This window comes from Klebsiella sp. SWET4 (assembly GCF_024296565.1).
Lineage (GTDB): Bacteria > Pseudomonadota > Gammaproteobacteria > Enterobacterales > Enterobacteriaceae > Klebsiella > Klebsiella variicola.
In genome coordinates, this window is record NZ_JANCOB010000012.1 from 102634 (window position 1) to 123049 (window position 20416).

Genomic DNA, 20416 nt, shown 5'->3' on the forward strand with positions numbered 1-20416 from the left:
TTTACCTCAAGTTAACTTGAGGAATTATACTCGCCCGCAGACAAAACGACGAATCGAGAATTGAGAGAGGCCGCTTTATGTCCCATCAGGATATTATTCAAACACTGATTGAATGGATTGATGAACATATCGATCAACCACTTAACATTGATATAGTCGCCAGAAAGTCAGGATACTCGAAATGGTATCTGCAGCGGATGTTCCGTACCGTAATGCATCAGACGCTGGGTGATTATATTCGTCAGCGCCGCCTGCTGCTGGCGGCGGAAGCGTTGCGAACCACTCAGCGACCTATCTTTGATATCGCGATGGATCTGGGCTACGTCTCGCAGCAAACCTTCTCCCGGGTGTTCCGCCGCGAGTTCGACCGCACTCCCAGCGACTACCGCCATCAGATCTCCGCGTGACGCGGCGGCTGAGGCCTGCTTATGGGCGTGGGAGCATTCGCTAACCACTGCATAAACTCCCGCGCCGGCATGGCTTTCGCAAACAGCCAGCCCTGACAAAATTGCACGCCGCGCTTGTAGAGCCAGCTTACCTGCTCCGGGGTCTCCACCCCTTCCGCGATAGTTTTTAAACGCAGCCCGCGCGCCATCTCGATGATGTGCTCAGCGATCAGATGGCTGGTGTTGTTGGTGGTCAGCGTATCAACGAAGGTTTTATCGATTTTGAGGATATCGACATTCAGCGCGTGCAGATTATGCAGATTCGAGTAGCCGGTACCAAAATCATCGATCGCAATCTCATAGCCTGCTTCGCGGAACGCCTGGATCACCGGCGTCGTTTTCGCCACGTCGATAAACCCGCGCTCGGTCACTTCGATTTTGATCTGTCCGATGCAGACCGCATAGCTGTGCGCTTTCTCACTGATCTGGGAAATCAGCCGCGCCGAGTGGAAATCGGACGCAGAGAGATTGATCGCCACATACAGCTGCGGATGGCTGGCAAGAAACTCACCCATTTCATAAAACAACTCGTCCACCACGTAGTCCGTGATCTGGGCAATCATGCCTTCATTTTCCGCCAGCGGGATAAACTCCGCCGGGTTCATCACCGGGCCATCAAACCCCGGCCATCGCAGTAGCGCCTCCGCCCCGACGCAGCGGTTATTTTTAATATCGATAATCGGCTGGTAGTGCAGCCGCAGCTGGCGGCAGCTCAGAGCCCGCTGTAGCATATTGCGCGGCGAGTGATACTGGCGGCGGGTTCGTGTCCACACCAGCACCAGTAAAATACTGCAAATGATCCCCAGCGGCAGCGTCAGGCTCGCCTGGTCACAGAAGTTGTGGTAGTAGCTGGCCCGGGAGGTGGACATGATGACCGCGATCGGCCGGATAGCGGAGCGAGCTATCGTATACACCCGACCATTCTGATTAAAAAAAGCATCGCCTTCGCGAATTAACGCCTGGAGTTCGGCGGGCTCAACATTATTACTCAGCGAGAAAAAGAGGTTGGTTTTAGTATCGAAAACGCCATAGGCTAAATCGCGGTCGCTGGCAATCACCGAGCTGAACGAGTAGGGGTTGACCACCACCACATAGGGCCCCTTCTGCATATAATTCATGGCAAAGCCCGGGTAAAACGGCGTATCCCGATAGTAGTAAATCGCCACATCCGGCTTTTTGGTGTAATTCGCCGCGGGCATCCGCCAGCCGGTCTCGGGATGAGCGGACGTTGAACAGATAAAGCGCTGACCGTTGGCGTAGATCAGATCTTCTACATACAGCAGACCGCGAACAATATGCAGTAAATAACGCTGGTGCTCCGCTGAGCATAGCTCACCACGATACTGGCTGGCTTTAAACCGCGCCTGATCCGCTTCCCGGATGACCATTTCTGTTTTTTGCAGCGCCAGCTGCGAAAATGAGTGCAATTGATCAATGGTTTCGGCTTTGGCCCGCAGCTGGGCAAACCACAATGCCAACATCACCGGCAATAAAATAACCAGCCCCATTCCGACAAGTCTGAGCGCCTTATGCGGCGCACTGTCAGCCATTTACGCTTTCATCCATGCGATATGCCTTAATTAAGGTAGCCCGAACACGTTAGCAATCGCGACTGCGATAGACATCAGCAGATATCTGCCAGCCCTTCAGGGCGTCAGCTTTTCAGCTGGTGGTGTTGAATAATACTTATTTATCAGGTATTCGAAAGATATTCTCGTCAGATTAAGAATAGACGCGCATCTGACTCGGTTTCTCCGTGTAATAAACAGGAACTGGTAATAAAACCCGCAGAATAATAATCATTAGCAAGAGAATGAAAATAAGATAATCGGGTTTTGCTTACCTATATCCACACAAAATCAAAGCTTATTCAGCGCAGCGAAAGCTCATTTTTTGGCTGGCGAATAAAGCACCAAGTGTGATATAGTTCACACAAGTTGATGAAACAGAAATGACGTTTCATCACTCTCTAGTTTGCCAGTCGAGACCAGAGCGCTATGCCATCGTCAGTCGCGCCAGGTCATCCATGGCTCCCCGACTTTCTTTGAGGATAGGTTAATGGCTTCCATTACTACCAGTGTCGTTTTGTTGCGCTGGCCCCTGGTGAGCGCGGTACTGATGTTTCTCGCCAGCTCGTTGAATATCCAGTTACGGAAAAGCGATTATGCCGGTCTGGCAGTGATCTGCAGCTGCCTCGGCCTTGCCGCCGCCTGCTGGTTCGCCACCGGTTTGCTGGGCATCACCCTGATCGATATCGCAAAAATCTGGGGTAATATCAAAGATGTGATGATTGAGGTCATGAGTCAGACGCCGCCAGAATGGCCAATGATGATGACCTGAGGTTAAAAAGCTTCCCACCGGGAAGCTTTTTCGTTTTCTACGGTCCTTACTTCCCCAGTTTCGCCATCATCTCCGGGCGCATAAATTTATGGATCACCACCATAAAGAGCAGCGATGGCACCAGCAAAATCAGCGCCGTAATCGACGAGACCTGATAGTTACCCGACATGCTGGCGTTATAGAGCAGTAGCGGCAGCGTGGTGATATCCGGCGCGCCGACAAAGAAGGTGCCGGTAAACTCATCCAGCGACTCCAGAAAAACGAAGATGCTGGCGGCAACGATCCCCGGCGCCGCCTGCGGCAGCACAATGTGCCAGAAGGTATATACCGGTCCGGCGCCAAGGTTACGCGACGCCCGCGCCAGCAGCGGGTCGATGGATGAGAAGGCTGCCATACAGATCCACACCGAATACATCAGGCCGTGAACGCTATGCACCAGTACCACCCCTGCGATACTGCCGTTCAATCCCCACTGATAAAACAATCGGGCAACATTCATGTATACCGTCAGGTTGGGAAAGGCCTGCGGGATGAGAAACAGCAGCATAAACAGCACCCGCAGCGGCATTTTCCGCCGGGAAAGCGCATAGCCGGCGGGGACGGAAATCAGCAAACAGACCCCCACCGATAACAGGGCGATCAACACGCTGGTTAACAGCGAACCGGACACATCGCTGTATGGATTGAAAACCTGATACCAGTACTTCAAACCCCACTGACTGGGCAGCGAATGGGGAAAATACCAGCTTTCCGCTACGGTCCAGATCAACAGGTTCAGCAACGGGCCAAACATCGCCAGCAGCATAAACAGCAGCAGCAGGGTCTGCAGCGCCAGGCTGGCGCGCACTTTACGGCGCCCTTTTATCCACCATGACGGGGATGAGGCGAGAGTCAGCGCTTTCATGATTCCCCTCCTTTTTGCTGCAGGCTGTGGCGCAGGTAAAACCACGACAGCGCGCCGCAGATCGCCAGCGACACCACACCCAGCGCATTCGCCACCGCGTAATCGCCATAGGAATTCACGCGAAACGCCATATCCACCGTCAGCATCGTCGGCGTTCCGACGCCGATCATCAACGGTACCGACAGCACCGACATCATGGTCACCGTCGACAGCACCAGCGCCACGCCGATGGTCGGTAGAACCTGCGGCAGCATGATATCGAACAGGATCCGCGGCCGGGAGGCGCCAAGGTTACGCGCAGCAAGGATCTGCGACGACTCCAGCGCTGCCATCGCCCCGCAGATCAGCAGCGTGGCAAAGGCCAGTTGCTTCCAGACAAAGGTGATCACTATCCCTTTCCATCCCAGCCAGGAGAGCGTCTCCAGCGGTGTGACCAGGTCGGCCGCCACCAGCGCATTGTTCATCAGGCCATTTTTGGCGAGAAAAGTGCGCATCATCTGGGCGATGACAATAAACGGAATAAACAGCGGTAAGCGATACAAAAAACCCAGCAGACGCACAACGGGTCGGCACGGTGACAGCGCAATCACTGCCGACAGGGTAATGGCGATCAGCGCTAACAGCGCCACTGAGACCAGTACGATAATCAGCGAAAAGAGCACATCACTGGCGTAAAGCGCATAGACCTTGCGGAAGTGATCGAGCGTGAACGGCTGTCCCGGCGCGGTAAACGCCGAGACCAGCGAAAACCCCAGCGGATACAAAAACAGGATCGCGATCATCAGCGCCGCCGGAGCAACCAGCAGCAGATATTTTAATGAACTGGACATAATGCACCTGGCGTCAACACAAGAAAGCGCCCGGGCCGACAACCCGGGCGAGAGAAGGCGTTAGTTGGCCACCTGGCTTTCGTAACCCTCTTTGATGTCGTCAAAATAGGGAGCGATCGGGAAGCTTTTGCCATACTTTGCCAGCGCTTCCGGCGAGATTTCGGCAAACAGCTTTTGCCAGGTCGCCGTATCCAGCTTCGGCTTCACCTGCCCGGCGTCGATGCCCGGATACCAGTTAAACTGCTTAACGATCCCCTGCGCCTGCACTTCCGGGCTGGTGGCCAGCGCGATAAAGTCGCGCGCCAGCTGCGGATTCGCCGCCTTCGCCGGGATGACGTAATACATCGGCTGACCCGGCATACCCGGCGCCAGTAAAGCAAGCTTGATCGAGGGCGGCAGCTTGCCCTGATCTTTCCAGCTATAGAACATATCGACCCACACCGGGCCCATGGCGATTTCCCCCCGGCTCAGCATATCGAGCGTCCCGGCGTTGCCCGGGGTGAAAGTTACGTTTTTATTGAACGCCTTCAGCTTCTCATAGGCCTGCTGCCAGCCTTTTTCGACGCTTTTATCATAGGGCCCGGCGGAGAGACGCTGGGCGTCGGTCCCGTAGGCGTAGATCCAGCCCACCACAAAGCTGACGCCGGACATGCCGTTCTTGATGCCGTTATAGCCAAAAGCCTGCGGATGTTTCTGCGTCCAGGCCACCAGCTCGTCATACGACGCCGGTGGGGTACTGAGCAGATCGCTGTTCCAGGCGATAGCGGTCTGGCTTAAGAACATCGGCATGACGTATCCGTCGACGTTAACGCCCAGCGCCTGAGTGGCGCTCGGCGAACTCACCATGCCGCCGGTCTGAATATCCTGACGGTATTTTTGCAATAATCCCTTTTCCACCTGCTCACCGCCCGCCTTCTGGTGCACTACCGCGACGTCGATATCCCACTGCTGCGCGCCGCTCTCCTGCTGGGCCGTTAGCTTCTCGCTAATTTTATTCGACCCGGCGTCGCCGGGGCCGGTACCGATCACCCGCACCTTGACGCCGGGATGAGCGGCTTCAAATTTTGGCCCCAGCCAGGTTTTTACATAATCCACCATATTCTGATCGCCCGCGGTGGCGACATTCAGAATGGTGTCGGCCTGTGCGCCAAGGCTCAGGAAGAGGGTCGTTACGATCGCTGCTTTCGTCTTAGTCAACATGGATTGTCCCCAGAATGAACACGCTGATATCACTGTGATAGTGGTAAAGGAAAAATATGCAGGGCCGGCGTTGGCACATGGAGCCGAACGCGGCTTTTTGTCGGCCAGCACTGCGCGGCATCGGCCAGTAGCAGGCGGTCATGACAGCGCACGCTGTGGCGATACAGATTGCCCAGAAACGCGCTTTGCTCCACCACGCCCTCCAGAGCAAGTCCCTCCTGCGGCGCAGGCTGCGTTAATTCAGCGAGCGCGGCATCAGCGCTGCGAAAATAAATAACTTTTTCCCCCTGCTGAGCGGCGGATAAACCGGATATTGCGGCAGCGGATAATTCACCGGAGGTTATTTTATTATCGGCGCCCATAAAATCAGCGACGAAGGGCGTCGCAGGATGTTGATATATTTGTTCCGGGGTGCCAGTTTGTTCAATACGCCCCTGATTTAATACCGCAATGCGGTCCGCCATCACTAAAGCTTCCTGCTGATCGTGGGTGACAATTAATGACGTGAAACCCAGTCTCTTTTGCAGAGATTTAATTTCATGGCGCACATTCAGGCGCACTTTGGCATCCAGATTAGATAACGGCTCATCCAGCACCAGCACCTGGGGCTCTATGGCCAGGGCTCTCGCCAGCGCCACCCGCTGCCGCTGACCGCCCGACAGTTCGGTCACTTTCACCTCGCCAAGTCCCTCAAGATTCACTATTCGCAGCAGCTCCGCCACCCGACGCGCGATATCCGCCCCGCGCCATTTGCGCAGCTTCAGGCCATAGCCGATATTGCGCGCTACCGTCAGGTGCGGCCACAGGGCGTAGCTTTGAAACACCATGGTGATATTGCGCTGCTCCGGCGCAAGATGGGTGATCGCTCGACTGGCAATCGCCATCTCGCCGCTTTGCACCGGAATAAAGCCGCAGAGCGCGTTCAGCAGCGTGGTTTTTCCGCATCCCGACGGACCCAGCAGGGCAATCATTTCCCCTTGCTCGACCGCCAGATCGATATTATGTAAAACCACGTTATCGCCATAACTAATTTTAAGGCCGGTGATCTGTAAATAACTCATATTCGCTACCTGAAAGCGCTGCTGCGGCATTTTTTTAGCAAGGTGAACACGTGTTCATTTGGCTGTAAAAAAAATGCAACGTTAACTCGACATGATGTGAGCCTACTTTGTCGGGTATTTATGACAATTTAATTAAGCGGCAAAAAATTTTGGCGAGGGTCAATGAAAATAGATGTGCTTGGCTGCGGGAGCGCCTTTTCCTGCACGCAAAATACCTCCGCGCTGCGGGTGATCGACGCGGACAACAAACAGTGGTTAATCGACTGCGGCCCCACCGTTCCCCGCGCACTCTGGCAGCGCGGCGGTGGGGTCAATGATATTGACGCAATCTACTTCACCCACGTCCATCCGGATCACTGTACCGGTCTGACGGCGCTGCTGAATTACTGGAAAAGTGGCTCCCGTCAGAAGCCGCTGATTATCTACTGCCAGCCAGCGCAGCAGCCGGTGCTCATGCAGCTGGCCGCGCTGGCGAACTGGCCTCAGGCGGACCCTGGTTTCACCATCGACTGGCAGGAATGCCGCGAAGCCTGGACGTGGCAGGACTGGCAGATCCGCACCGCCGCCACCCAGCATGAGCTGAGTAATCGCGCCATCCGCATCACCATTGCCGGGCAGACGCTGTTTTACAGCGGCGATGGCCGGCCAACCGCCGACTCGATAGCCCTGATGGCCGGCGCTGGGCTGGCGTTTCAGGAGTGTGCTTCAGTGGCGGCCCTTGACGACGATGCTTCTCATGGCGATTTCCCCTCCTGCCTGATGCTGTTCAGAACGCTGCAGCTCCCGGCGCTGGGGCTCTATCACTGCGAGGACGCCGCCCTGTCGGCGCTGAAGCAAGCCTGTCAGCCGTGGCAGGGATTATTCGTGTCGCAGGATGGGGACCACTTTACGCTGCCGCGTCCCGCATTCGCCGATGAGGCGCATGCCCTATGAGCCCACGTAAACCCAGCGTCACCGCCCAGGATGTGGCCAGACTGGCCGGCGTCTCGCGGGCGGTGGTGTCACGCGCGCTGAGCAGCAACGGCAGCATCTCTCCCGACGCCCGGGCGCGGGTGCTGCGCGCCGCCGAAGAGCTGGGGTACCAGGTTAACTTTCTTGCCCAGGGGCTCAATCGCCAGCGCAGCCACTTAATCGGCGTGATCGTCTCGCGCATCAGCGATCCTTTTCGCAGCGCCCTGCTTGATGCCCTGCTCAACGAGATCCAGCGCCAGGGCTTTCAGGCGCTGGTGAGCGAGATCCACAGCGAGCAGGACCTGGCGCACACCCTGCGCCGTTTCACGCAGTTTCGCGTCTCAGGCGTTATCGTCACCTCCGGCCAGCCGCCGGAGGCGTTGGTGAATGAGTGCGTCCAGCAGCATATCCCGGTAGTGGGCATAAACCGCCAGCCGACGATACCCGGGGTGGATTATGTCTGCTCTGACAACGTCGCCGGCGCCGAACTGGCGGCCGACCAGCTGCTGCGCAGCGGCTGCCGGCGGTTTGGCTGGCTCAACCACTCACCTTCCACCTGGGCCGGGCGCATGCGTGGGGAAGCATTCAGCCGGGCACTGCAGGCGCGCGGAGTGGACGTCGAACGCAATCTGGCGATCCTCGCCTGCCCGGAAGAGGGCTATACGGGCGGGTTTCAGGCCGCGGCGCTCGCCGACGAGGCGCTGGAGGGGATCTTCTGCGCTAACGCCCAGATTGCCTGCGGCTTTCTCGATGGAATGCGCCAGCGCGGCAAACAGGCGCCTGAGGATTATCAGTTGATTGGTTTTGATAACACGCCGCCGACCGCGCAATATAGCTACCAGCTCACCACGCTACATCAGGATGTGGCGGCGATCTCCCGCCAGACCCTCGCCCGGCTGCAGGAGCGCACCGTCGACCCTTTACAACCTTCACGCACCACCTGGGTGGAGGTGACATTAATTCACCGGCGCACGTCGCCCTTTATTATCTGAGAGCAAGACCATGACGGAAGCACAACGAGAGTCATTATGCGCCTTGATTCGCCAGGCAGGCGCCCACGCCCAGGCGCTGCGCGATGCGGGATTGCAGGTCGATAAAAAATCGCGCCAGGACTTTGTTTCGCAAGCAGATCTCGCGGTAGAACAGGAGATTAAAGGGTGGCTGAAGGCGCACTTTCCGCAGGAGGGTTTCCTCGGTGAAGAGAGCGGTTTCGAAGGCGATGAGCACACCGTCTGGGTGCTTGACCCCGTGGATGGCACCACCAACTTTATCCTTGGCATGGATTACTGGTGCATCTCACTGGCGAGAGTGTGCCAGGGCGAACTCTCGTTCGGCATCATCTACGCCCCCGATCGCAATGAGTTTTTCTTCGCCGGCCGCGGCGAAGGGGCGTTTCTCAACGGTCGTCGCCTGACGCTGCGTGAACCGGATCCCGACGCGGTGGTGATCGGCATGGGGCGCTCCAGCCGCGCCCCGGCCAGCGACTATGCCCGGGCCATCGACACGCTGCTCGACGCCGGCCTGGAGTATCGCCGTTTTGGCGCAGGCGCCCTGATGCTGGCGCATGTCGCTGCCGGTCAGATCCATGGCTATTTTGAAGCGCATATGAACAGCTGGGACGCGCTGGCGGGCATGCTGTTGATTGAGGAGGCGGGCGGAACGTGCAATGCATTTCTCGCCAATGAAGGGCTGCGGCAAGGCAACCTCGTCCTCGCCGGCTGCGCAAGCGTCCAGCCACGAATGGCCGCCCTGCTGGTCAAATAACATCGCGCCGCCGGTAGCCGACCGGCGGCTTTCTCGGGCTAACGCCAGGGTTCACCGCGCGGAATATTATTCGGGCAGCGCTTAATCGCGCAAAAGGACTGGAAAAAACAGGAGTCAGACTGCTTGCCGCCAGCCTGATACGGGCAAGATGGCCGTTCGCGTAATTTCTCCCACTGCGCCTCGTCGTACACCGTAATATTGTAGATTTTTAATGAATGATACTGGTCATTAATTAAAACTCTCGAGGAATAGAGCTTCATCGACTCGCCGAGCAGCAGTATCACATCGGCCTCGTACCACATAATAAATTTTAAGAAACGCAGGCTGGATATTGCTGAAAAGGCGATGCCGGATTGCGGGCAGATGAGAGTATTAAGAATTGTCCATTTCATATTCCTTCCTTATAAAAGATGCTACAAATTATTACCTTATATAGTGATAGCATCCATCATTATAAACTGCAAGCACACCTGACAATTATGTGACTTAAGACAATTCCTAACAACGTAACCCATTATCGGTAACCTTAATTTTTCATCAAGAGATTAATGGTTAACCTCTATAAAAAAAGAAATAAATTAACCACAGAAAAGAAAATATAATAAAAAATAAGATAATATAAACATAATTGACAAAACGTCTTAGTCCTTGTGGATGAGCCCTCAGCCATAGGCATCAGGTAATGTCGCGCACAGCGTCGCCAGCGCCTCGGCTGGCATGGTCAGCAGGGTAATTAATGCCCGGGCAGCGGCTGACTGGCTTCTATGCGGCGGGTAAAGCACCGAGAAAGGCCGTGAACGTCCGGCGAACGCCGGAAGAACAGGAACCAGCTCCCCGCGCGCGATCGCCTCCTGCACAATAAACGCATAGCTCTGACAGATCCCCGCCCCCTGCAGGGCCAGCGAGACCACCCCGAGCACATCATCGGAGACATGCAGAGATGACGTCGGCAGCCAGCTGATATCCCGGCCATCCTCACGAAATACCCATTCGGCGACTTTTCCCGTTGCCGGCATAATAAATGTCAGGCATGAATGATGGCGCAAATCGGCTATTTTACTCAGCGGTCTCGCTGTCGAGCGTAAATAGGCCGGCGAGGCCACCAGACATAGCGCCGCATCTTCCAGCTTTTTTGCCACCAGGCCGCTGTCGGGTAAATGTCCCTGGCGCACCACCAGATCGAAGCCCTCAGCGATAATATCGACATTACGGTTGGTAATATTCAGCTCAATCTGTACGTCGGGGTGCAACTGACGGTACAACGCCAGCCGGGCGGGCAAACGATAGTGTCCCCAGGTGGTGGGGGCGCTCAATTTAACGCGCCCGGATAACGCCCCTTTTTGCCCCTGCGTCTCCCGTTCGGCATTATCCAGCACCTCAAACGCCTGGCGGACCTGACTCAGATAGGCGCTTCCGGCCTCGGTCAGGCTGATCCGCCGGGTGGAGCGGCGCAGCAGCTGGCACCCCAGACGCGTTTCAAGACGGGTGACGGCCCGGCTTAACACCGACGGCGTCGACGACAGCGCCACCGCGCCGGCGGTAAACGACCCGCGCTCGGCCACCGCCAGAAAGACTTCTACATCCGCAAGATAATCAAACCGCCGGGCCATTTGGTTCTCCAGAGAACAAATGATTGTCATTCCAGGCATCTTATCTTCCCGAAGGGATTTAATAAAATCGTTTACCGAGGCTTAACCGGGCCATCTGCCCCTCTTTTTTACTGCTTTCTGGAGACCATGATGCATCGTTTTTCACTCTTCGTTCTCGGCCTGCTGTCCCTGGGGCAGACCGCACTGGCGGCCGGGCCTGACGCCCCTGCCCATCTGGCGCTATGGCGCAGTTATACCGGGGTCACCTGGCAGCAGCGCGTCGATGCGCATTCCGTCAATGCGCCCATCGCAGGATTGCACTTTGACGCCGCCGGTCGGGCATTTGTTAGCACCCCACGTCTGATTTCGACCCAGGCGCCCGCCACGCTCAGCCTGCTCGATACCAAGTCCCTGAGCGGCCCGGCACGACTCACCGCCTTTCCGTCCACCGCGGCCAACAGCATCAGCGCCGATCCCCGCACGCACCTGCGCAATGTGCTGGGCTTTTACGTCGATAACCGCAACGGCTGGCTATGGGCGTTAGATCAGGGCTTTGTCGCAGGGGAAAAGACGGCGCCGCCGGGGGCGCAAAAAATCATGATCTATGCGCTCAGCGACGGTCATCTGGTGCAGCGTATTCCGCTCGACAGCGTCGCCGACCGGGAAGGAAGCTTCCTCAACGATATTGTGGTCGATGAGGCGCGCCGGGTGGCGTATATCGCCGACAGCGGCCTGCGCAGCGCGCCGGACAATCAGACCGGACTGATCGTCGCGGATGCTAACCGTGGGACGGTCCGCCGGGTACTGAACCAGCACCCGGCGTTGATGCCGGTTGCCGGTCTGCAGGTGGTTTCACATGGGGAAACGGTCTGGCCGGGCAACCCCATTATGCTTGGTATCAATGGTATTGCGCTGTCACCGGACCAGGAAACCCTCTACTGGACGGTCACCACCGGTACCACGGCGCGGACCATCGCCACCGCCGCGCTGCGCGATCCCGCGATGAACGAACGCCAGCTCGCCGCGGCCATCCGTACCGCGGGTGAGGTCGGCGGGAATAGCGATGGGATCGTGGTCGATAAGCATGGCGCACTCTATATCACCGATGTGACCCATAACGGTATTGTCCGTTATCGCCCGCAGAGCGGGCGGTTCACCCTGCTGGCCGCTGACGACCGCGTGTACTGGCCCGATACGCCGACTATCGGCCCGGATGGCGCGGTAATGTTCACCGCCAGCCATTTGAACCAACACTTCGCTCAGGCGGTAAAGCCGGGAGAAGAGAAATATACCATCTGGAAAGTGGTGCAACCCTGATCCACACGGCAGGCAGGCCCGTTGGACCTGCCTGCGTTTTTACCAGGTTTTGCCAATATTAAACTGAAACTGTTCTGCTTTATCGCCATCATACTTTTTAAACGGCTCTGCCCAGGAGAAGACCAGTGGACCGAGGGGAGACATCCACTGCACGGCAATCCCCGCGGAGAGACGAATATGACCCGGATCGCCGTAATCAGGGATCCCTGCCGCCAGCGTCTGCGCGGTGTTCTGCCAGGATGTGCTCCAGACCGTCCCGGCATCAACAAACAGCGAGGTTCGCAAGCTATCGGCGTACTTATCATTCACAAAGGGGGTTGGAATGATAAATTCACTGTTCAGCACCGCCATGGCATTCCCGCCGACCGCATCAGATGAGGCGTCCAGCGGGCAGGCGCTATAGCTGCTTTCGCTACCATTGCAGCGGTAATAGGCCGCTTTAGGCCCAATGGTGTTAGAAGAGAAGCCGCGCACTGACGACGAGCCGCCGGCGTAAAAGTTATCGTAGAACGGTACACTTTTGCCGTCTAACCCACCGGCATAGCCTGCACGCAAACGTTCCATCCAGACCCAGCGCTTATTCTCGCTCAGCGGCAGATACTGGGCGGTGTCAAATGAGAGCTTGTAGTAGCTATTATCCGAACCGGGGAGGGTCACTTTACCGCTAAGACTGCTCTTGTTTCCCGCACGCGGGAAGAAGCCGCGATCGAGATCGTTATATCCCCATCCAAGACTCACAAAATAGTCGTTGGCGCTATATTTCGCGCCGCTGTCGCCATCTTTCGTCACCACGCTGGGCTCGATTCCCCGGGAGCTGAGGTAGCGCCAGGTCGTCAGCTCCGGATCCATATTGGTCAGGCGATTATGAACATAATCCAGTCCCAGGTTCAGGGAGTTATTTTCGCTAATGGGAAACCCCAGCGTACTGCCTAAGCCATAGCTCTGCTGGTTATAGCTCCCGGCATCCGCATCGGAAGCATCATAGCTGTTATAAAAAATCTTTCCGCCCAGGCTGATGCCATCGACGGTAAACCACGGGTTCGTCGCCCCCAGTTCAAGATAAGACTGGTAGCTGTTGCGCGTCCCGTTGAAGCTAACGCTATTACCCGTTCCCAGCCAGTTATCCTGAGTCACGCCAAGCTGATAGCTCACGCCGCTGTCCGTACCAAATCCCAGACCCACGTTAAATGAGCCGGTGTTGCGCTCCTTCACCTTGTAGACCACATCGACCTGATCTGCCGTCCCACTGACCGGAACGATCTGCTGTTCAACGTTCTCAAAAAAACCCGTTCGGTCAAGACGTACTTTCCCTTGTTCGACTTTTTCGTTGTTGAGCCACGCCCCTTCCATTTGGCGCATTTCACGACGCAGCACCGCGTCCCGGGAGGTGTCGTTACCGGAAAATCGGATCTGGCGTACCGAGTAGCGGCGGCCCGCGTTGACCTGAATATGCAGCGCCACGCGGTGATGCGCATCATCGATTTCCGGCGTGGTCGTCACCTGCGGCCAGGCATAACCATACTTACCGAAACGCTTTTTGATCTCATTTTCAACTGTGGTGACTTGCGCCCCGCTGTACCATGCCCCCGCCAGCGGCTGGGCAAGGGCCTCGATCTCTGGGCCATGCTGCGCCAGGTCGCCTGTCACCTGAGTTCGGTCGACCCGATAACGTTCGCCTTCATTGAGGGCGATAGTGATATACAGGGATTTTTTATCTGGCGTCATACTGACCTGCGTGGACTCGATAGCAAAGCGCGCATAGCCGCGATCGAGATAAAAACTGCGCAGCGTTTCCAGATCGGCTTCCAGCTTCTGCTTCTGGTATTTTTTATCGGCTACCACGTTCCACCACGGCACATTATCGCGTAGCTGAAGCTGGTCCAGGAGCGTCTCTTCCCGAAACGCCTGATTACCGATAATGTTTATTTGTGCGATTTTCGCCGAGATGCCTTCCTGAAAGACGAACGTTAAGTCAACGCGATTACGCGGTAACGGGGTCACCACCGCGTGAACCTGCGCACTGTATTTCCCCGCACTGTAATAGAAATCCTGTAACCCTTTTTCTATTTCGCTAAGCGAATTTCTGTCCAGTGCGCTACCTGCAGAAATACCGGACGCGGTGAGATTTTCCTTTAGCGCATCATCCTTCACTGACTTATTCCCGGAAAAACTGACGCTGGCAATAGTGGGCCGTTCCTTAACCTGCACCACCAGCGTTTTCCCATCGCGCAGGATCTGCACATTCTCGAAATTGCCGCTCGCATACAGCGCGCGCACAGCCTCGCTGACATCTTCTGGCGTCACCGCATCTCCCGCGTGCAATGGCATACTTAATAGCGCTGCCCCGACGGTCACGCGCTGTAGCCCTTCAAAACGGATATCATCAACTTGATATGATGTTGCGGCATATAACGTTAAAGGGGCGATCAATAATCCGCTGATGATATGAGTCTTTTTTAACATGAATGTGTCGTCTACGAGATAATGAGCAATAGCAGTATTCTGCTGGTGTTGAGCTTATTTGTTCAGGATGCATCTCTAAAATGTGCGACAGAAAATAACCTGAGCGAGGCGCAGAATTACATGCAATTATGGCGATAAAATGGAGAAAAAAAGGATGTTAAATCATCTTTAAAAATATATTTAATGATGGAACTTTAGCTGAACGCCGTGGTTCTAATGGCCAACACCAGAGCTATATTTAGATTTATCTGAACGTTTTTTATTAAAAAAGCCCCCTTTCTTGTTAATGGAAAGGGGGAAAATTCTCGTTAGGAATGATGCTCTCTGGGATCACCAGGAACAGGGAGAAAAATATCCTGAAACCCAGCAGATATAATGAAGATAAATTGAATAAATTATGCAACTGATATCACAACATTCTACGCCGTATACACTGCCAAAGGCCGTTAACGAACATCTCCATATTTTCCTCAAAATAGCAGAATACAGTAGGGTCGCCTTATCAAGGCATCAAGGAAAGTCTATCGTTATCTACAATAGCCAAGCAGTGGCGCCTCGCCAGGGAAGGTGAGGCATAGGCTTCGCCATCCTGCCGCCTCCCATCATTAGCAACAGGGAACTGCGTATGACACGCTTACTCAAGACGATCTTACCCGTCATCCTCTGCACCCTCTTTGGGTTATCGTTCGCTTCACCCACGCAGGCTGCCGCCAGTCTGCCGATGGTTCTCCCCGCGCTAACATGCGATGCGCTGAGCGCGACCGACTTCAGCGCCGCCGTTGGCGCAAAGGTCACTATCAACCACACTGAAATGCAAACCTCCGCGCAGGGAAGCTGGTGCAAGGTGAGCGCCACTATTGCCCCCCAGATTGGCGTGCAGATTGCCCTGCCGACCCAACGCTGGAGTCAACGTTTCTTGCAGGTCGGCTGCGGCGGACTGTGCGGGAGTATTAACCTGAGTCTGTCGAATGCCAGCGGCTGCCTGCCGGCAATGAACGGCGAGTTTGTGGTGGCAGCAACCGATATGGGGCACCATGGCAGTATGATGGATGCTTCATGGGCCGAGGATCCGCAAAAGCGCATCGATTTTGCCTGGCGCGCCAACCACCTGACCGCCGTGCTGACCAAAGCGGTGATTCAGACGCTTTACCGCCAGCAACCAAAGTACGCGTACTTTATGGGCTGCTCAGACGGCGGTCGCGAAGCATTGATGGAAGCACAGCGCTTTCCGCAAGATTTTGACGGTATCAGCGCTGGCGCGCCTGCGGCCTTTTTCCAGTTTCAGAATTCCTTCTTCCACGGCTGGAATGTGGCCGCCAATCAGCGTCCGGACGGTACCGCTATCCTGCTGAAAGATCGCCTTCCTCTGATTCACCAGGCCGTGCTGGCTCACTGCTCGACGCTTTCCGGCGTGCAGGATGGTATCCTGCAAAATCCGTATGCCTGTCAGTTCTCTGAGTCATGGCTCCCCCGCTGTCCTGCCGATGCTCAGGACCGTTCTACCTGCCTGACGCAGGAAGAGATCGAGGTGGTGAAAAAACTCTACCGCGGCGCTTACGACAGCCACGGCGCCCAGTTTGTCGCTGGCGGTCTGCCGCTGGGCTCCGAGCTACGCTGGCCGGTGCCCGAGACCCCGACCGGCCACTCGATGTCGGAAATGATGGTACTGCCGGCTCTGCAATCCGTGCTCCTGCCGGGAGGAAAACAGAAGATCCAATCGATGCGGGATTTCCCACTGAACCAGCAGAATTTTGACGCCGTCGCTCAACTGGCACCGCTCTATAACGCGGCAAATACCAATCTTCATGCCTATCAACAGCGCGGCGGCAAGCTTATCCTGTGGCACGGTCTGGCCGATGACTCCGTCAGCCCAGCCTTTTCTATCGCCTATTACCGCGGCGTAGAAGCAGAGATGGGCCATGCCGCAACGGATACCTTCCTGCGGTTATTCCTGCTGCCTGGGGTAGCCCATTGCGGTAATGGCGAAGGTTACGATCAAATTGCTCTCCTTACCCCGCTGATGCGCTGGACCGAGGAAGGCATCGCGCCGCAAGAGATCATGGCCGGAAAACGGGCGCCAGCCGCCACCAGCCTGCCGCCGATGACAGAAAAACCAGATGCCCAAACGCAGTTTCACGGCGTGCAGAAAGTCAGTCAGCCTTTCGCTGACGCCGCCCCAGCCGTTATCGCGACTCGCCCGGCGTACCCCTTTCCGGCCATTGCCCGTTATAACGGGCACGGCGACGTGAATGACGGCGAAAATTATCATGCAGAGCAATCAACCGCGTTTGGTCATCTGCAGCTGGCAAAACCCGCCAGCGACTATATTGGCCCTGATAATCAAAAAAATTATCAGGTTCGCCACGGCGAACTCACTGTTCAATAAACCCCAAGGCTCCTCGCTGAGGAGCCATTCGTTATGGGATTAGCCGCAATCATGCGTAGCAAAACGCTCCAGCAATCGGTATTAAACGACCTGCTCTTGTGGATCGATAATAATCTGGATAAGAAACTGACCGTCGACGATCTGAGCGATATCTCTGGTTATTCCCCCTGGCATTTATTTCGACTCTTCCGCCATTATTTTGATCGTTCGCCCATGGAATATATCCGCCAGCAGCGCATGTCGCTGTGTTGCCGTTTATTGCTGACGACGCCTGGTTACCGAATCGTCGATATTTGTATGATGGTCGGTTATGACGATCTCAGTGCGTTTAATCGTACCTTCAAAAAATATTATGCGCTCACACCCACTCAGTATCGCTATCAGATCACGCGGCAAAAATAAGGAGGTCCCCCTCCTCCGCATCGCTGCGGTTGGGAATGGAAGGGGGACAGGGGATATTACAGAAGGGAAATAGCAGGATGCTATTATCGAACCCGGTCGGGATCAACGACCTTGCGCGACGGAAATCAGTATAAAAGGATATGTTGAGCTAATAATGTAGAGGGCGTGAAGATTTTGTCACGATTTATAACCGCCTCCTCCGCTCTCATCTGAAATAAAAAAACCGGGTCGCGCTGCACCCGGTTTACTCCTCGTCAGGATCATCAGAAATGAGTATTAACGCTCATAAAGAAGGTCCGCCCCGACTCGTTATAGGTCTCCGCACCCGCGCCATAAAGATAAGCCCCCGTCGTCGCGTTGCCGGTCGTTTGCGCATTCCCTGCCCGGTAGTGGCGAATATCAAACAGGTTATCTATCCCGCTGGTGAAGCTCAGATTTTTGTTCACATCCCAGGTCGCACTGAGGCCGACAATGCTGTATGGGCTGACTTCGTTTAGTTCGCTGCCGCTGACCGCCTCGCCCTTATAATTAAAGCGTTTTGGTTTCTGTCGACCATACCAGGTAAAGGTGCTCTGCAGGGAGAGATCTTCACGAACCTGCCAGCTCAAAGTCGAGTTCAGGGTAAACTGCGGGATCACTGACAGCCGGTCGCCGGTCGTCTTATTCTTGCTCTGCAGCATCCATGTCAGGTTATTGCTCCAGTTAACCGTCTCCCCCACCGGAAGATTCAGCGTTCCTTCCAGGCCTTCCACTAACGCCTTTGGTACGTTTTCCCACTGATAGATATTGGTGGTGCCGTTGCTGGCGGTGCCCACCGCCGCGTACCCTGACTCAATCTTGTTGTGATAGTCGTTACGGAACCAGGTGATTCCCGCCTGATAGCCATCATGCTTGTACTCAAGACCAATCTCTTTATTAACGCTGGTCTCCGCTTTCAGGTCGCTATTCCCCATCAGATAGCAGGCGGAACTACTGGCGTAACAGCCTTGACCGTTGCTGTAGAGAATATAGTTCGGGTTCAACTGGTAGAGGTTAGGTGCCTTGTAAGCGCGGGCAATGCCCAGCTTCAGCGTCCAGTCATCCGTCAACTCCTGGGAGAGGTTCAGTGAGGGGCTCCAGTTATTGCCGACGATGCTGTGGTGATCGAAGCGCAGGGCGGGTGTCAGCATGGTACTGTCCGTTAGCGCCATATTATCTTCGGTAAACAGCGAGAAGATCTCGGCGCTGGAGTACGGGCTACGACCGGTAGCCGACACACCGTCGATAGTCCCGTAAGAGAGCGCCTGGGTTGTCGATACGCCATCTTTCATCCGCTGCTGATTCCATTCGGTGCCCAGCGTCAGATTCTGATCGACCCCCAGCGTAAACGGAATATTCACTTCGCTATGTAGCAGGACATCGGCCAGATCGATATCTGAAAACTCGCTACTGGAGAAGATCCCTTCCGTACCGCCCGCCAGCCCTTCATTCATTCGCGAGTTACGGGTGTGTTCGTACTGGGCATAGCTGTTGCTGGTCACGCCATTATCCCAGCCGCCGGTCCATGTGACGCCGTAAGTTTGCCGGTAGAGACGGTTGGTCTCTTTCCCGTACATACTCTTCACCAACGTACTGGTATTGGTGTTTTGCGTGTCGCCGGCATAGAGGTTGCCCTGGCGGCTGTAGCCGGCCTCAAACTCCAGGGCCTGCATCGGGGCGAACTCCCAGCGTAGCTTACTGTGAATATCTTTGTTCACCACCCCTTCACGTCCGGCGGGATAAGAACCGGCGTAGGAACCGGTACGCTCCGCTTCATGCCCGGCGTTAATGTCCTGAGCATCAGCCTGGGTTTTACTCAGATTACCCCAGAGATTGAAGCTGACACTGTCCGACAGTGGACCATTGAGGCTAAAGTTGGTACGTTTCGTCGCCCCTTCTTTACGGTGCTGCGGAGCATTCATATAGGTATTCCACGACCCGTGCCATTCTGGCGTGGTCGGTTTGGTCACGATGTTGACGACCCCGCCCATCGCGCCATTACCATAGCGCGCCGCCGCCGGGCCGCGGATCACATCGATATGATCGATCATCTCCGCTGGCACCCAACTGGTATCGCCGCGGGAGTCACGATCGCCGCGCCAGCCATACCGCACCGAGTTACGGCTGGTCACCGGTTTACCATCGACCAGCACCAGCGTATTCTCGGGCCCCATGCCACGGATATCAATTTGCCGGTTGTTGCCGCGCTGACCACTGGTGGAGTTGCCGGTCAGGTTTACCCCAGGTTGCGTACGAATTAACTCCGATACATCGCGGGCGGGGGGATGTTTGCGAATCTCCTCTGCGGTAATGGTCGACACGCCCGGTGCCTGCAGGTTCTGCCTGGCAGCGGTCACCACCATCGTTTCCTCCTGGTTTTCGGCCGTTGGGGTGCTCTTATCGCGCGTCGATTGTTCTGTCATATTCTCTGCCGCCTGCAGCGGCACGCTACAGGCGAGCAAAGGAATGACGATCCCCAGCGGGAAGTGAGACGTGTATTTCATAGAATATGCCCTGTTTTCTGTTGCTGTCGGGCATAACGCCTTCCCCAATTGAAAAAACAATGGGATAAAATACTCGCCTCTGCGCCTCGCCAGATTTTGGCGTAGGTCAGCCCCTTCCCGATAGTCATGGGAATAAGAAAACAGCATGAGGCATAATAAAATTAAGTGCCCTGTTTCATCATTAGAGAAAAAGCGCTGCGCGCTATTCTTTGATAGCGTAATCCAGACAGCGAATAATAAG

Annotated in this window: 17 protein-coding genes; 8 read left to right on the forward strand and 9 right to left on the reverse strand. The window is 55.6% G+C overall.

Annotated features, from left to right (window positions below):
• Window positions 1-77 precede the first annotated feature (77 nt).
• The gene (gene soxS, locus NKJ21_RS22705) at window positions 78-407 is read left to right on the forward strand and encodes a superoxide response transcriptional regulator SoxS (protein WP_004151738.1); all 330 of its coding nucleotides are present in this window, start codon (window positions 78-80) and stop codon (window positions 405-407) included.
• Here the strand turns inward: soxS and NKJ21_RS22710 are convergent.
• Window positions 392-1996, reverse strand: a complete 1605-nt coding sequence (locus NKJ21_RS22710; RefSeq protein WP_008807274.1) for an EAL domain-containing protein — start codon at window positions 1994-1996, stop codon at window positions 392-394. The genes soxS and NKJ21_RS22710 overlap by 16 nt on opposite strands.
• 508 nt (window positions 1997-2504) lie before the next feature.
• Between NKJ21_RS22710 and NKJ21_RS22715 the strand changes: the two genes are divergently transcribed.
• Window positions 2505-2786 carry a YjcB family protein gene (locus tag NKJ21_RS22715; protein ID WP_008807275.1) on the forward strand — a complete coding sequence of 94 codons (282 nt, stop codon included), beginning with the start codon at window positions 2505-2507 and terminating at the stop codon, window positions 2784-2786.
• Between the two features lie 46 nt (window positions 2787-2832).
• Here the strand turns inward: NKJ21_RS22715 and NKJ21_RS22720 are convergent, their stop codons facing one another.
• Genes NKJ21_RS22720 through NKJ21_RS22735 form a run of 4 tightly spaced genes read right to left on the reverse strand, consistent with a single transcriptional unit; the run spans window position 2833 to window position 6781 of the window.
• Window positions 2833-3690, reverse strand: coding sequence for an ABC transporter permease (locus NKJ21_RS22720; protein ID WP_012543174.1), 858 nt, complete (start codon window positions 3688-3690; stop codon window positions 2833-2835).
• Entirely contained in the window at window positions 3687-4520 is an 834-nt protein-coding gene (locus NKJ21_RS22725; RefSeq protein ID WP_254733228.1) for an ABC transporter permease, read from the reverse strand. Before NKJ21_RS22725 ends, NKJ21_RS22720 begins: the two co-directional genes overlap by 4 nt.
• 60 nt (window positions 4521-4580) lie before the next feature.
• Entirely contained in the window at window positions 4581-5720 is a 1140-nt protein-coding gene (locus NKJ21_RS22730) for an extracellular solute-binding protein (protein ID WP_008807278.1), read from the reverse strand.
• Between the two features lie 29 nt (window positions 5721-5749).
• A complete protein-coding gene (locus tag NKJ21_RS22735; protein ID WP_046881708.1) occupies window positions 5750-6781 on the reverse strand; it encodes an ABC transporter ATP-binding protein in 1032 nt (343 codons plus the stop codon).
• Between the two features lie 162 nt (window positions 6782-6943).
• On the opposite strand from NKJ21_RS22735, the gene NKJ21_RS22740 reads away from it, so the two are divergent.
• From NKJ21_RS22740 to NKJ21_RS22750, 3 genes are read left to right on the forward strand one after another with little or no spacing between them, the layout of a single operon-like run.
• The gene (locus tag NKJ21_RS22740) at window positions 6944-7714 is read left to right on the forward strand and encodes an MBL fold metallo-hydrolase (RefSeq protein ID WP_012543176.1); all 771 of its coding nucleotides are present in this window, start codon (window positions 6944-6946) and stop codon (window positions 7712-7714) included.
• A complete protein-coding gene (locus NKJ21_RS22745) occupies window positions 7711-8724 on the forward strand; it encodes a LacI family DNA-binding transcriptional regulator (protein WP_023323471.1) in 1014 nt (337 codons plus the stop codon). The genes NKJ21_RS22740 and NKJ21_RS22745 overlap by 4 nt, the downstream gene beginning before the upstream one ends.
• Window positions 8725-8734: 10 nt before the next feature.
• A complete protein-coding gene (locus NKJ21_RS22750) occupies window positions 8735-9496 on the forward strand; it encodes an inositol monophosphatase (RefSeq protein ID WP_023339416.1) in 762 nt (253 codons plus the stop codon).
• Window positions 9497-9534: 38 nt separating this feature from the next.
• On the opposite strand, the gene iraM is transcribed toward NKJ21_RS22750, so the two are convergent.
• Complete coding sequence (gene iraM, locus NKJ21_RS22755; RefSeq protein WP_254733230.1) at window positions 9535-9888, reverse strand: anti-adapter protein IraM; 354 nt, start codon at window positions 9886-9888, stop codon at window positions 9535-9537.
• Window positions 9889-10158: 270 nt separating this feature from the next.
• On the reverse strand, window positions 10159-11106 hold the full coding sequence (locus NKJ21_RS22760) for a LysR family transcriptional regulator (RefSeq protein ID WP_012543179.1): 948 nt from the start codon (window positions 11104-11106) through the stop codon (window positions 10159-10161).
• Between the two features lie 129 nt (window positions 11107-11235).
• On the opposite strand from NKJ21_RS22760, the gene NKJ21_RS22765 reads away from it, so the two are divergent.
• Entirely contained in the window at window positions 11236-12402 is a 1167-nt protein-coding gene (locus tag NKJ21_RS22765) for an L-dopachrome tautomerase-related protein (protein WP_040971095.1), read from the forward strand.
• A 39-nt stretch (window positions 12403-12441) separates the two neighbouring features.
• On the opposite strand, the gene bamA is transcribed toward NKJ21_RS22765, so the two are convergent.
• The gene (gene bamA / locus NKJ21_RS22770; protein ID WP_012969159.1) at window positions 12442-14865 is read right to left on the reverse strand and encodes an outer membrane protein assembly factor BamA; all 2424 of its coding nucleotides are present in this window, start codon (window positions 14863-14865) and stop codon (window positions 12442-12444) included.
• A 625-nt stretch (window positions 14866-15490) separates the two neighbouring features.
• On the opposite strand from bamA, the gene NKJ21_RS22775 reads away from it, so the two are divergent.
• A complete protein-coding gene (locus tag NKJ21_RS22775) occupies window positions 15491-17251 on the forward strand; it encodes a tannase/feruloyl esterase family alpha/beta hydrolase (RefSeq protein ID WP_254733232.1) in 1761 nt (586 codons plus the stop codon).
• Window positions 17252-17284: 33 nt separating this feature from the next.
• Window positions 17285-17653: a helix-turn-helix transcriptional regulator gene (locus NKJ21_RS22780; protein ID WP_008807288.1), complete on the forward strand. Its 369-nt coding sequence runs from the start codon at window positions 17285-17287 to the stop codon at window positions 17651-17653.
• Between the two features lie 263 nt (window positions 17654-17916).
• Here the strand turns inward: NKJ21_RS22780 and NKJ21_RS22785 are convergent, their stop codons facing one another.
• A complete protein-coding gene (locus NKJ21_RS22785) occupies window positions 17917-20175 on the reverse strand; it encodes a TonB-dependent siderophore receptor (RefSeq protein ID WP_008807289.1) in 2259 nt (752 codons plus the stop codon).
• Window positions 20176-20416 lie beyond the last annotated feature (241 nt).

Coding starts and splice junctions, on each gene's coding strand:
- NKJ21_RS22735 (WP_046881708.1), bottom strand. CDS start 6,781: ATGAGTTATTTACAGATCACCGGCCTTAAAATTAGTTATGGCGATAAC.
- soxS (WP_004151738.1), top strand. CDS start 78: ATGTCCCATCAGGATATTATTCAAACACTGATTGAATGGATTGATGAA.
- NKJ21_RS22745 (WP_023323471.1), top strand. CDS start 7,711: ATGAGCCCACGTAAACCCAGCGTCACCGCCCAGGATGTGGCCAGACTG.
- NKJ21_RS22775 (WP_254733232.1), top strand. CDS start 15,491: ATGACACGCTTACTCAAGACGATCTTACCCGTCATCCTCTGCACCCTC.
- NKJ21_RS22740 (WP_012543176.1), top strand. CDS start 6,944: ATGAAAATAGATGTGCTTGGCTGCGGGAGCGCCTTTTCCTGCACGCAA.
- NKJ21_RS22710 (WP_008807274.1), bottom strand. CDS start 1,996: ATGGCTGACAGTGCGCCGCATAAGGCGCTCAGACTTGTCGGAATGGGG.
- bamA (WP_012969159.1), bottom strand. CDS start 14,865: ATGTTAAAAAAGACTCATATCATCAGCGGATTATTGATCGCCCCTTTA.
- NKJ21_RS22765 (WP_040971095.1), top strand. CDS start 11,236: ATGCATCGTTTTTCACTCTTCGTTCTCGGCCTGCTGTCCCTGGGGCAG.
- NKJ21_RS22785 (WP_008807289.1), bottom strand. CDS start 20,175: ATGAAATACACGTCTCACTTCCCGCTGGGGATCGTCATTCCTTTGCTC.
- NKJ21_RS22715 (WP_008807275.1), top strand. CDS start 2,505: ATGGCTTCCATTACTACCAGTGTCGTTTTGTTGCGCTGGCCCCTGGTG.
- NKJ21_RS22720 (WP_012543174.1), bottom strand. CDS start 3,690: ATGAAAGCGCTGACTCTCGCCTCATCCCCGTCATGGTGGATAAAAGGG.
- NKJ21_RS22725 (WP_254733228.1), bottom strand. CDS start 4,520: ATGTCCAGTTCATTAAAATATCTGCTGCTGGTTGCTCCGGCGGCGCTG.
- NKJ21_RS22760 (WP_012543179.1), bottom strand. CDS start 11,106: ATGGCCCGGCGGTTTGATTATCTTGCGGATGTAGAAGTCTTTCTGGCG.
- NKJ21_RS22780 (WP_008807288.1), top strand. CDS start 17,285: ATGGGATTAGCCGCAATCATGCGTAGCAAAACGCTCCAGCAATCGGTA.
- NKJ21_RS22750 (WP_023339416.1), top strand. CDS start 8,735: ATGACGGAAGCACAACGAGAGTCATTATGCGCCTTGATTCGCCAGGCA.
- NKJ21_RS22730 (WP_008807278.1), bottom strand. CDS start 5,720: ATGTTGACTAAGACGAAAGCAGCGATCGTAACGACCCTCTTCCTGAGC.
- iraM (WP_254733230.1), bottom strand. CDS start 9,888: ATGAAATGGACAATTCTTAATACTCTCATCTGCCCGCAATCCGGCATC.